Here is an 11,467-nt window from a genome sequence, read left to right as displayed (position 1 = left end):
ATATTTCTTTAATAATCTGATTCTAAATGCGATGGAAGCATTGCGGGGTTGCTTGCTTCCGAGTCTCGAAGATTGAAAAAAAAATTGGTTTAAAAAAACTAAATTTTGAATTTATTTTCAATTACTTCAATAGCAGAAGAATACGTTATTTTTTTCTTTTTTTCTTTGGTGAAAATATAATCAATACGACCTAAGTTAATTCCGGCAAAACCTACTTGATTAACCAAAGTTTCTTTACCTGATAAATTTCTTACGCTTTCTGGCGTGTTTAAAAATGTATGGGTATGGCCGCCAATAATTAAATCTGTAAAATATGTGCTTTGGGCTAAAACTATATCAGAAACCTTCTTTTCGCGATATTTGAAGCCTAAATGAGAAAGGCAGATGACTAAATCGCAGTTTTGGTCTTGTTTTAAAAAGCGCTCCATTTCTAAAGCTTTCTTTATGGGGTCTAGGTATTTGGTTTCTCCGTATTGTTGCTGGTTTACTAAACCTGTTAACTCTATCCCTAAGCCGTAGACACCAATTTTCAAACCTCCTTTCTTGAAAATTTGATAGCCTTTGGTTTTGCCCTCTAACGCGGTGTTTGTAAAATCGTAATTGGCATTTAAGAATGGAAATTTTGCGTGTGGTAATTGCTTAGCAAAGCCTTCTACTCCGTTATCAAAATCATGATTACCCATGATAGCGGCATCATAGCCCATCATGCTCATCATTTTAATTTCTAACTCGCCACCCCAATAGTTAAAATAAGGTGTGCCTTGGAAAATATCACCAGCATCAAGCAGTAAAACATTCTGTTCTTCTTTCCTGATATTATTGATGAGCGTGGCCCTAGGTGCAACACCACCTTTGCCTTGGTTACGTGAGCCATCCATTGGGAATGGGTCTATCCTACTATGCACATCGTTAGTATGTAGTATGGTAAGTTTCACGAAATCTTCTTCGGCAAATACACTTTGCGGGCTAAAACCCATTGCTAATAAAGCTGCGGCTGATAGAGAACCTTTTAAAAAACCTCTTCTATTTAAGCTTAATTCTTCCATCGTTTACAGGATTTAAAATTTGATTTTTGTTTTTAAATGTTGAGAGATAATCTAATAAGCCATCTCTAAGCTTATATTCATAAACTTTTTTAGAGATTGCTTTGGTGAAAATTTCACCGCCATCGCCACCGTTTATCATATAATCTGATGTTAAGATGGTATAGCTTTTTTCTAAGTTGATAGGCTCGCCATTGATTTTAACATCTATAGCTTTGCCATTATCTATGGTAAAAGTTGCTCCAGAAATAGGCTCGCCACCGCTGTTGGCTATAAAATTGAAGAATTCTACGATGTGCTGACCAGAGAAAGTAGCCGTGGCAAATGCATTTTCGAAAGGCATGAGCTCGAAAATTTTATAGCGTGGTACATTGCCTTTAGGCAAGGATGTGCGTAAACCACCGTAATTGGTGTAAGTAAAATCAAACTGAATATTTTTTGCTTTGGCACTATGGTACATAGCATCCGCAAAGAAATTATTTAAAGGCGCTTCTGGCTTCCCTTTTTGGATTTCTTTAGTTGATACAACTACAACATCATTCATGATAGAATCTAGCTGTTGTTTGTATGGCTTATAAAAATTACTGAGGGCAGCATCGGCTGGGAAATCTGCTGAGACAAGATAAATTTGCTTTTGGGTATTCTTTACTTGATAATGAACACCACAAGCCTGTAATAATAGTGCTGCAAGAGCAACTATTAAAAATTTAAATTTCATATTAATGATTTAGTTAGTGTTTTTAGTATTCTCCAAATACTTCTCTAAAAGTATCGGCAATTTCGCCTAAAGTTGCATATTCTTCAACTGCGGCAAGTAAAAAAGGCATTACGTTAAGGTTATTTTTTGCAGCAAGCTGTAAATCGGCTAGTTTTTGGGTAACGGCTTCTTGGTTTCTTCTTTCTTTTAATAGCTTAATCTTATCGATTTGTGTTTTTCTGATGCTGTCATCAACCCGAAAAACATCTTGCTTAATACTTTCTTGTTCTTGATATTTATTTACCCCAACAATAATTTGCTCGCCATTTTCTATAGCTTTTTGATAATCATAAGCTGCTGCTGCAATTTCACCTTGTACAAAACCATTTTCTATAGCTTGTACAGCCCCACCCATGCTATCTATCCTATCTATGTATGCTTGAGCTAATTTTTCTAACTCATCTGTAAGAGATTCTATAAAATAAGAACCTGCCAAAGGGTCTACCGTTTGGGTAACACCTGTTTCAAATGCAATAATTTGTTGTGTTCTTAAGGCTATTTTAGCGGCCTCTTCTGTTGGGAGAGATAAAGCTTCATCAAAACCATTGGTGTGTAAAGACTGTGTTCCTCCAAGAACGGCAGCTAAAGCTTGGTTTGTTACCCTTACAATATTATTTTGAGGTTGTTGTGCTGTTAAAGTAGAGCCTCCTGTTTGCGTATGAAAACGTAATTGTTGTGCCTTATTATTTGTTGCCCCTAAAGATTTAGTGATGTTTGCCCACATTCTTCTTGCTGCTCTAAATTTGGCAATCTCTTCGAAAAAATTATTGTGGCAATTGAAGAAGAATGATAAACGCTGTGCAAAAAGATTAATATCTAAGCCTTTATCTATGGCGGCCTGCAAGTATGCTTTTCCGTTTGCCAAAGTAAAGGCTAATTCTTGTACCGCTGTTGAACCCGCCTCTCTGATATGATAACCTGATATTGAAATGGTATTCCATTTTGGAAGTTCTTTGCTGCAATACTCAAAAACGTCTGTTATGAGGCGCATAGAAGGCTTTGGTGGATAAATATAAGTACCTCGGGCAGCGTATTCTTTTAAAATATCATTTTGAATAGTTCCAGAAATTTGAGATAAATCTGCTCCTTGTTTTTTTGCTAATGCAATGTACATGGCTAATAATGTGGCGGCTGTAGCATTGATAGTCATTGAAGTAGTGATATCCGCTAGCTTAATACCATCAAAAAGTATTTCCATATCCTCTAAAGAGTCTATAGCAACACCTACTTTACCTACTTCGCCTTCTGCCATGTCATGATCAGAATCATAACCTATTTGCGTTGGTAAATCAAAAGCAACAGATAAACCTGTAGTGCCTTGTTGCAGTAAATAATGATATCTTTTGTTTGATTCTTCGGCGGTAGAAAAACCTGCGTATTGGCGCATTGTCCATAATCTACCGCGATACATATCTTTTTGTATACCTCTAGTAAATGGGAATTCGCCAGGTTTTTCAATATCCTGCTTAGGCTGATGATAAACTTCTTTAATTTCAATACCTGAAGTTGTTTTATTGAGTTTATCTGCCATATGATGATGAATTACATTTCTTGAATATCTTTCTTAATCACTAACAAAGCTAACTCGTAAGGGTTTTCCTCGATACTATCTAAACGAGAAAAAACAACTTTACTTAAATCTACGGCGCTAGCATCAGCCGGAAGGCTCTTTACTGCCGAGTTGATGATACTTATGGTATCATCTTTTACTCTTTTGATGATTTGCCAAGCATCATTAGTAAGGTAAATTTGCTGAGCTAAATTGTGCTGATACTCTGCTCTAACCTCTGTTAAGATTAAATTCTGCATTTCTTTGGCAGACATACCAGAGACATGTAATCTTAATAATAAGTTTGATGGATTGATACGCTCTATAAAAAGAGTCATCCTTTCATAAGCTTGCAACCTTAGTGGTAAAATATCTTTAAGTACAGATGAACGATATTCTAGTTCTTTTAAATTGTAATAAGCATCAAACTGGCTTTTAAACAAGAAGTAAGAGCCCAGGATTACAAAAAAACCTGATAATGTGTATTTTAAAACATCTAATAAAAACGTTAAAGCGTCCATTTTAAATTGTAAAGTATTGGTAAAATTGATTCTTGTAAAAACAAAAATCTGCATTTTACCTTATATTTGTGCAACAATAAAATAATATTATGAGTACAGCAGTAACAGCAGTTTCACCTGTAACATTAACCGAAGGTGCAAAAAAAGAAGTGAAAAAGTTAATGGAACAACAAGAATTAAACGAAGAATTTGGTTTAAGACTTGGTGTTGAGGGTGGTGGTTGTGCCGGAATGAATTATATTTTAGGTTTTGACCAAAAGAAAGAAGGCGATACAGAATACGATATAGATGGCATAAGATGCTTTATGAATAAGGCTCATGGCTTGTATTTAGCAGGTATGGAAGTTGATTTTCAGCAAGGATTAAATTCTAGAGGTTTTGTTTTTAACAACCCAAATGCCGCTAAAACTTGTGGCTGTGGCACCAGCTTTTCTGTTTAAAAATTAGTTTTTAGTTTTGATAATGAAAACGCCGTACTTATTCCCAAGTACGGCGTTTTCCATTATATAGCCTTAAATACTACAATTGATAAAGGTGGGATATTAACTTTTATAGAATTAGATTTCCAATGGCTACCATGTGCCTCACTTGCTGTTGGTAAATTTTTTATGCCGCTACCCCAATATTGTTCATCATCAGAGTTAAAGATTTCATGCCAATTGCCTGGTCTGGTAACGCCAAACCTGTATTGCTCTCTTGGAACAGGAGTTAAATTTATAGCAACTATTAAATCGTCTTTAGGATTATTACCTTTTCTTGCATAAACGAGAACAGAATTTTCTGCGTCATCATTCACAATCCACTCAAAACCTGTACCTGTAAAAGAACGCTCGTACATGGCTGGTTCTGTTCTGTAGAGCTTGTTAAGCCCTGTTACTAATTTTTTGATACCTTGGTGTGGCGCATATTCTAGTAAATGCCAATCTAAAGAATGTTGCTGATTCCATTCTTTTGTTTGTGCAAACTCGCCCCCCATAAACAATAACTTAGTACCAGGATGTGTCCACATGTATCCATACAAAGTTCTGAGGTTAGCAAATTTCTGCCACTCATCGCCAGGCATTTTATTGATTAAAGAATGCTTACCATGTACAACTTCATCATGAGATAAAGGCAACATAAAGTTCTCGCTAAAAGCGTAAACTGTACTAAATGTTAAATCTTGATGATGGAATTTACGATGTGCCGGGTCTTTTTTGAAGTACTTCAAGGTATCATTCATCCAACCCATCATCCATTTTTGGCCAAAACCTAAACCTCCTGTAAAGGTTGGATGACTTACACCACCAAACGATGTTGATTCTTCTGCAATGGTTTGTACATCAGGAAAATGAGCATAAACAGCCTCATTAAAATCTTTTAAAAAAGATATAGCTTCTAAATTTTCTCTGCCACCATATTCATTAGGAATCCATTCTCCTTCTTTTCTAGAATAATCTAAATATAGCATAGATGCAACAGCATCAACACGTAAACCATCTGTATGGAAGCGGTCTAATAAGAACAAAGCATTGGAAATAAGAAAAGCTCTTACCTCATTTCTGCCATAGTTAAAAATGTGCGATTTCCAATCTGGATGAAAGCCTTTTCGTTCATCGGCATGTTCATAAAGGTGTGTGCCATCAAATTTAAATAAACCGTGTGCATCTCCAGGGAAATGAGAAGGTACCCAGTCAAATATGACACCTATATCGTTTTTATGGAACTCTTCTATTAAGAACATTAAATCTTGTGGCGTACCGTAACGGGAAGTAGCGGCAAAATAACCCGTTATTTGATAACCCCAACTCGGGTAAAATGGATGCTCCATCAAAGGCATAAATTCTACATGTGTAAAACCCATTTCTTTAACATGAGCTACTAATTTTGGTGCCATATCTCTGAAAGAAAGAAATTGATCAGGAGATTCTGGACCGCGAGCCCAAGAACCAAAATGCACCTCGTAAACAGACATAGGTTTATTTAGCGCATTATGCTGATGCCTTTTCTTCATCCAGCTTTGGTCTTTCCACTCGTACCAAGTATCCCAAACGATAGATGCTGTTTTTGGAGCTTCTTCACTTCTTAAAGCAAAAGGATCTGCTTTTTCCATTTCCTCACCACTAAAAGAGCTAATGAAATATTTATAGATTTCGCCATTACCTATATGAGGAATAAAACCTTCCCAAATGCCAGAACCATCCCAACGAACCATAAGCGGGTGAGACCCTTTGTCCCAACCATTAAAATTACCAGTTACTGATACGTATTGTGCATTGGGTGCCCAAACAGAAAAATAAGTTCCTAAAACACCATCAATTGCTAGTACATGCGAACCAAATTTTTCATATAATTTAAAATGCTTACCCGACCTAAATAAACTAATATCAAAATCTGTAAATTTTGAATAATACTTAACCTGATAGTTATGAACTGGTAATACTTCTTCTTTTACTTTAGCTACCTTTTTTGCAGCTGTTTTTTTCACATTCCCTACCTCCTCAGCGGCTGTTGAAACTACCTTTTTCTTTGCTACAGGAGCTTTTTTCTTTACTTCCTTAACCTCTGTTATATTTAGTTCTTTAGTTTTTTTAGCCATGGATGATCTATAAAATTGGTGCTTTCTCGATTGATTTTTTGGATGGATTTAAGCAATAAACAAGCCATGCCTGTTTTTACATGTACAATTTATGAAAAGGATTGCGATTGAAAGAATAATTTATCAGGAAATAAATAAAATGATATTTTTAACAAAAATTAATTTACATGAAAACGAAACTACTTCTATCTTTTTTGGCTTTATTATGCTTTAAAAGCATGGCTCAAGATGGCCTTAAAAATTTTACTTATGGAATAAGAGTTACATCTAGTAATGCTTCTGTTGGAAGAAACTTTATAGCCAACTCATCGATTAATTATTCAGATAAAAGCATAAGCTCCTTTACTATTTCAGGATTTGCAGAGCACCATGTTGGGAAGTTGTTTTACATACAAGGCGGTGTCAATTATATTGTAAAAGGATATGGTACTGATTTAACCACTGTAAATGATATGGGAGAATTTCTAAACTTAAATAGAGAGATTAAAGCTAATTATATTGAAATTCCTATTTATGGTCTTTTTAGATTTAACGCAGGAAAGGGTAATTTCTTTATTGGCGCAGGACCTTATGCTGCCATAGGTGTAGGAGGCAAAATTAAAAGAGAATTATTTGTACAATCAACTACGGCTAACAATGGCTTAGAATTAGTCTCAGAAGAGAAAGAAAAAACCAGTTTTGGTAATGATGCTGAAGATGATTTTAAAAACTTAGACTTTGGTACAAATGTTCAACTAGGTTATGAGTTTAAAAAAGGATTTAATTTAGGATTGAGCTTAGGAATTGGAATGTATAATGTTAGTCCAAAAAATAATCAAGAAAATATTGATGTAAAACATGCTAATTTAGGATTATCCTTAGGATACAGATTTAAATAAGAAAAGCCGGAAAATTCCGGCTTTCTTATTTATTATTTAAAGATTTGAACTTGTCTAAAGTTTTTATTGACTTTTAATCTTACCCTTTTTAAGTCATCAAAAGCAAGATCGCCAATATAATCTTTACCATCTACAACTACTTTAGATGGTTTAAATGGAAGACCAATAATTTTTAAATCATAAGTTTCGTAACGAGGAGTAAATAAGCCTTCTATGCTTTGTTTAATAAGCATAGACTTTTTATCTCCATTTACCACGAACTTTTTCTCTAGATAAATATCTTGTTCGTAAGCAAAAGTATCTCCATGATCTTCAAAATAGAAAGAGTTTACTTCATAATCTGAGTAGTAAACTTGAAAAATCATTTCTTCTACTTCAAACTCGTTAACATGTTGCATAACCGGGAATTCTGGAATTACAGAACCCGCTTTTACAAAAATTGGCATAGAATCTAAAGGTGCAAGCACATCTAATTCTTTACCACCTGTTATAGTTTCATGCGTCCAGTAATCAAACCACTGCCCTTCTGGTAAATATAAACGGCGACTGGTAGCGCCCTCCTCTAAAACAGGACAAACTAAAATTTTATCTCCGAAAGTAAATTCATCCTCGCGATAATGGTTGGTAGGGTTATGTTGTTCTATCATCACTACCGGACGTAAAATTGGGAAACCATAACGGTGATGCTCCCAAAATGTAGAGTAGATATATGGTAATAGCTTATAACGTAACTCGATAAATTTACGGTTGATATCCTCTAATTCAGGGCCAAAACTCCAAGGTTCACGCTCGGCAGTATCGCCAGCAGAATGGGCTCTCATAAATGGAGAAAAAACGCCTAGTTGTATCCATCTGGTGAATAACTCGCCAGAAGGCTCGCCACTAAAGCCGCCTATATCTGTACCCGCAAAAGGAATTCCTGATACTGACAAGCGTTGCATTTGAATACTTCCTATTTTAAGATGTTCCCAAGTTGCTACGTTATCGCCTGTCCATACGCTGCTGTATCTTTGTACACCAGCATAACCTGCTCTGGTAATGGTGAATGGTCTTTTATTTTTTTGTAAGAGTTTTAAACCATCATAAGTTGCTCTTACCATTTGCATACCGTAAACGTTATGCGCTTTACGATGAGAACCACGATGACCATCGTATTGGTGGCGAACATCATCAGGGAAAGTTCCTGAGCCAAATACAGCTGGCTCGTTCATATCATTCCAAACGCCGGCAACGCCAACTTCTACTAATTCTTTGAATAAAGTTCCCCACCATTGTCTTACTTCTGGGTTGGTAAAATCAGGAAACTGGCAACGACCTGGCCAAACATGACCTTCCATAAAATAATCATCACTTCTGCGGCAGAAGTATTTATTCTCTTTACCCTCTTTAAATACCCAATAATTATTATCAACCTTAATTCCTGGATCTATAATCACTACCGTTTTAAAACCATCATCAGATAGTTCCTTAATCATCTTTTTAGGATTAGGGAAATATTTCTTATTCCAAGTGAAACAACGGTAGCCATCCATATAATCTATATCCAGATAAAGAGCATCGCAAGGGATTTTTCTCTTCCTGAAATTATCTGCTAAATCTTTCAATTTAGATTCTGGATAATAACTCCACCTACATTGATGATAGCCTAAAGCCCAGATTGGAGGTAATTTATGTGTACCTGTTAAAGTGTGATATCTTTTTACCACATCCATCATGTGTGGCCCATGGATGTAGTAGTATTGAAGTTCTCCTCCATCTGCCCAGAAACTGGTTTTACCATTATCTTCTTGAGCAAAATCAAAATGTGTTTTAAAGGTATTATCCATGAAAATACCATGGGCAACCCCTTTATTTAAGCTGATATAAAAAGGAATACTTCTGTATAATGGGTCTTGATGTTTTGCAAAAGAATAAGTATCAGAATTCCAATTTTGTAGACGCTTACCTCTTAGGTTGAAATCGGTAGGTTTATCACCTAAACCGTAGAAACTCTCCTCTGGAAAACAAGTTTTCGTACAATACACATAATAACCACCAAACTGTACATTTTCCTCGTAATGCATAGCTTGAAAGTCTTCATTGATGATGTTACTTTCATTATCGGCAAAAGAGATTCTAAAATCTTCTTTATTGATAAAGCAGGTTACCGTATTGGTAGAAACAGCGTATTTATCATCTTCTTCAGTAAAAGTAAAAACAGCCACACGCTGGTCTAACTTTGGTACTGCGTAAGAAAACTCTTCCAAGAACACGCTATGAGGCGCCATTCTTACCTTAATAATCTCATCGCTTACAACTCTAATCTCAACAGAAGCGTCTCCATCACTAAATATATAACGGTTATTTTCTTGTCTAACTTCTGTTACTTTACCCAAATATTTTTTCTCAATAGGCTTTAAACCTACAATAGGGTTGTTAACGTGTTGTATATCTTGTTCTAAATCTTCTGCTGTTATTTCTATAGGGAGGCCTTTTGGCTCTTGTTCTTTCATGTTATGATTTCTTTGCTTCTAATATCATGATAATCTTGTACAAATAAAACACTTATTTTTGATAAGACTACTACAAATTAAGTAACGATTTGTTATGATTTTATCAACAAATTAAATAAATCATTAAGAATTACGACATTTAACTCCCCTTTTTGTGCCTCTGTAATTTTATACTAACAACTAAAGCATCATACGCCTAATGCTTATATTTGCAACTCATGAACATAAATAAGAAACATATTTTTGAAATTGAAACGGAGGAACAATTCAATGAATTGGCTTTAGCAGTTTTTCAGTTTCAAATGAAAGAAATACTTGTTTATCAGGAGTTTGTAAATCATTTAAATCCAAACTGGTCATCTATAAATTATTATAAAGACATCCCATTTTTACCCATATCGTTTTTTAAAACACATGAACTCATAGCTAGAAATGAAGAATCAGAAATTGTTTTTAGTAGCTCTGGTACTACCGGAATTTCTACCAGCAAACATTTTGTACAGGATGTTAGCTATTATGAAGATAGCTATAAAAAAGCTTTTGAGCTTTTTTATGGCACCGCTACTGAATATTGTTTTTTAGCTTTATTACCTAATTATTTAGAAAGAGAAGGTTCATCATTAATTTATATGATTGATGATTTGATTAAAACAAGCCAACACCCAGAAAGCGCTTTCTTATTGTATGACCATGAGTTGCTTTTCAATAAACTGGAAAAGTTAAGAAAGCAAAATCAAAAAACAGTTTTAATTGGTGTAACCTACGCTTTATTAGATTTTATTGAGGCTTACCAAATACATTTCCCAGACTTAGTTATTATGGAAACTGGAGGAATGAAAGGCAAAAGAAAAGAGATGATAAGAGAAGAATTACACCAAACGCTATGTAATGGTTTTGGTGTTCAACATATTCATTCTGAATACGGGATGACAGAGCTTTTATCTCAGGCTTACTCTACAGGAGATGGAATTTTTGAATGCCCACCTTGGATGAAAGTTATAATAAGAGATATAAATGACCCTTTAACTTATTTAGAAAATAATAAAACTGGCGGCATTAACGTGATAGATTTAGCCAATATACATTCTTGTTCTTTTATAGCAACCCAAGATTTGGGTAAATGCCACAGTGATAACACATTTGAAGTACTAGGAAGGTTTGACAATAGTGATATCAGAGGATGCAACCTTTTGATAGGCTAAACCAAGCGATTATCAAAAACAAAAGGCTTCACCAATTTTATTTTCACTTTATTGATGTATGGATGATTTGGGTTTAAGATATAATTAAACTCATCATCAACAATTGCAGAAGGGACTTTTAAACCCAAATATTCATTCTTCCGGATAAACTCATCTCCAAAACGCTTAAGAAGCTGTTCCTGATTATTTTTCCAATCAAACGGGAGTTTATCCATAGGTAAAGCTATAAAACTATCATCAGGCACTTCAAAACTTGCCATGCAAAAATTATCCGGAAATAGCGCTGGATTTAAATGCACCAAGACCTCTAAAACTGCCAACGATTTTGAAGAAGCCAAATAAACTGCCGGAGAGCCAACACTATTCCACCTGCCGCCATATAAGCGGGCACCTGTACCCGATAAATCCTCAATATATTTAGCATTGGCTAATCTAAAAAGCTCCATT

At 35.1% G+C, this 11,467-nt stretch carries 10 protein-coding genes; 3 read left to right on the top strand and 7 right to left on the bottom strand.

What is annotated here, in order from left to right; translation table 11 throughout:
* Window positions 1–98 precede the first annotated feature (98 nt).
* From FYC62_RS16965 to FYC62_RS16950, 4 genes are read right to left on the bottom strand one after another with little or no spacing between them, the layout of a single operon-like run.
* Window positions 99–1,046, bottom strand: a complete 948-nt coding sequence (locus tag FYC62_RS16965; RefSeq protein ID WP_149075808.1) for a metallophosphoesterase — start codon at window positions 1,044–1,046, stop codon at window positions 99–101.
* The gene (locus FYC62_RS16960) at window positions 1,024–1,761 is read right to left on the bottom strand and encodes a 5'-nucleotidase C-terminal domain-containing protein (protein WP_149075807.1); all 738 of its coding nucleotides are present in this window, start codon (window positions 1,759–1,761) and stop codon (window positions 1,024–1,026) included. Before FYC62_RS16960 ends, FYC62_RS16965 begins: the two co-directional genes overlap by 23 nt.
* A 22-nt stretch (window positions 1,762–1,783) precedes the next feature.
* On the bottom strand, window positions 1,784–3,331 hold the full coding sequence (locus FYC62_RS16955; RefSeq protein ID WP_149075806.1) for an acyl-CoA mutase large subunit family protein: 1,548 nt from the start codon (window positions 3,329–3,331) through the stop codon (window positions 1,784–1,786).
* Between the two features lie 11 nt (window positions 3,332–3,342).
* Window positions 3,343–3,924 carry a DUF7935 family protein gene (locus FYC62_RS16950; RefSeq protein ID WP_240534770.1) on the bottom strand — a complete coding sequence of 194 codons (582 nt, stop codon included), beginning with the start codon at window positions 3,922–3,924 and terminating at the stop codon, window positions 3,343–3,345.
* Window positions 3,925–3,959: 35 nt separating this feature from the next.
* Here FYC62_RS16950 and FYC62_RS16945 point away from each other — a divergent pair, with 35 nt between their 5' ends.
* Window positions 3,960–4,310, top strand: a complete 351-nt coding sequence (locus FYC62_RS16945) for a HesB/IscA family protein (protein WP_149075805.1) — start codon at window positions 3,960–3,962, stop codon at window positions 4,308–4,310.
* 62 nt (window positions 4,311–4,372) lie between these two features.
* Here FYC62_RS16945 and glgB read toward each other — a convergent pair whose 3' ends face one another.
* A complete protein-coding gene (glgB, locus tag FYC62_RS16940; protein WP_205943742.1) occupies window positions 4,373–6,448 on the bottom strand; it encodes a 1,4-alpha-glucan branching protein GlgB in 2,076 nt (691 codons plus the stop codon).
* Window positions 6,449–6,615: 167 nt separating this feature from the next.
* On the opposite strand from glgB, the gene FYC62_RS16935 reads away from it, so the two are divergent.
* A complete protein-coding gene (locus FYC62_RS16935; RefSeq protein ID WP_149075804.1) occupies window positions 6,616–7,326 on the top strand; it encodes an outer membrane beta-barrel protein in 711 nt (236 codons plus the stop codon).
* Between the two features lie 32 nt (window positions 7,327–7,358).
* On the opposite strand, the gene FYC62_RS16930 is transcribed toward FYC62_RS16935, so the two are convergent.
* On the bottom strand, window positions 7,359–9,818 hold the full coding sequence (locus FYC62_RS16930; RefSeq protein WP_149075803.1) for a glycoside hydrolase family 31 protein: 2,460 nt from the start codon (window positions 9,816–9,818) through the stop codon (window positions 7,359–7,361).
* A gap of 218 nt (window positions 9,819–10,036) precedes the next feature.
* Here FYC62_RS16930 and FYC62_RS16925 point away from each other — a divergent pair, with 218 nt between their 5' ends.
* Window positions 10,037–11,020, top strand: coding sequence for an acyl transferase (locus FYC62_RS16925; RefSeq protein WP_149075802.1), 984 nt, complete (start codon window positions 10,037–10,039; stop codon window positions 11,018–11,020).
* Here the strand turns inward: FYC62_RS16925 and FYC62_RS16920 are convergent.
* Entirely contained in the window at window positions 11,017–11,466 is a 450-nt protein-coding gene (locus FYC62_RS16920) for an RES family NAD+ phosphorylase (protein WP_149075801.1), read from the bottom strand. The two genes, FYC62_RS16925 and FYC62_RS16920, sit on opposite strands and share 4 nt — an antisense overlap.
* Window position 11,467 lies beyond the last annotated feature (1 nt).

It is taken from the genome of Pedobacter aquae (genome assembly GCF_008195825.1).
Lineage (GTDB): Bacteria > Bacteroidota > Bacteroidia > Sphingobacteriales > Sphingobacteriaceae > Pseudopedobacter > Pseudopedobacter aquae.
Note: the sequence above shows the minus strand (reverse complement) of the source record. Positions and strands in the feature narration are given on the sequence as shown.

What these genes read in the sequence shown, in the direction of transcription:
- FYC62_RS16965 (WP_149075808.1), bottom strand. Translation starts at nt 1,046, where the DNA reads ATGGAAGAATTAAGCTTAAATAGAAGAGGTTTTTTAAAAGGTTCTCTA.
- FYC62_RS16960 (WP_149075807.1), bottom strand. Translation starts at nt 1,761, where the DNA reads ATGAAATTTAAATTTTTAATAGTTGCTCTTGCAGCACTATTATTACAG.
- FYC62_RS16955 (WP_149075806.1), bottom strand. Translation starts at nt 3,331, where the DNA reads ATGGCAGATAAACTCAATAAAACAACTTCAGGTATTGAAATTAAAGAA.
- FYC62_RS16950 (WP_240534770.1), bottom strand. Translation starts at nt 3,924, where the DNA reads ATGCAGATTTTTGTTTTTACAAGAATCAATTTTACCAATACTTTACAA.
- FYC62_RS16945 (WP_149075805.1), top strand. Translation starts at nt 3,960, where the DNA reads ATGAGTACAGCAGTAACAGCAGTTTCACCTGTAACATTAACCGAAGGT.
- glgB (WP_205943742.1), bottom strand. Translation starts at nt 6,448, where the DNA reads ATGGCTAAAAAAACTAAAGAACTAAATATAACAGAGGTTAAGGAAGTA.
- FYC62_RS16935 (WP_149075804.1), top strand. Translation starts at nt 6,616, where the DNA reads ATGAAAACGAAACTACTTCTATCTTTTTTGGCTTTATTATGCTTTAAA.
- FYC62_RS16930 (WP_149075803.1), bottom strand. Translation starts at nt 9,818, where the DNA reads ATGAAAGAACAAGAGCCAAAAGGCCTCCCTATAGAAATAACAGCAGAA.
- FYC62_RS16925 (WP_149075802.1), top strand. Translation starts at nt 10,037, where the DNA reads ATGAACATAAATAAGAAACATATTTTTGAAATTGAAACGGAGGAACAA.
- FYC62_RS16920 (WP_149075801.1), bottom strand. Translation starts at nt 11,466, where the DNA reads ATGGAGCTTTTTAGATTAGCCAATGCTAAATATATTGAGGATTTATCG.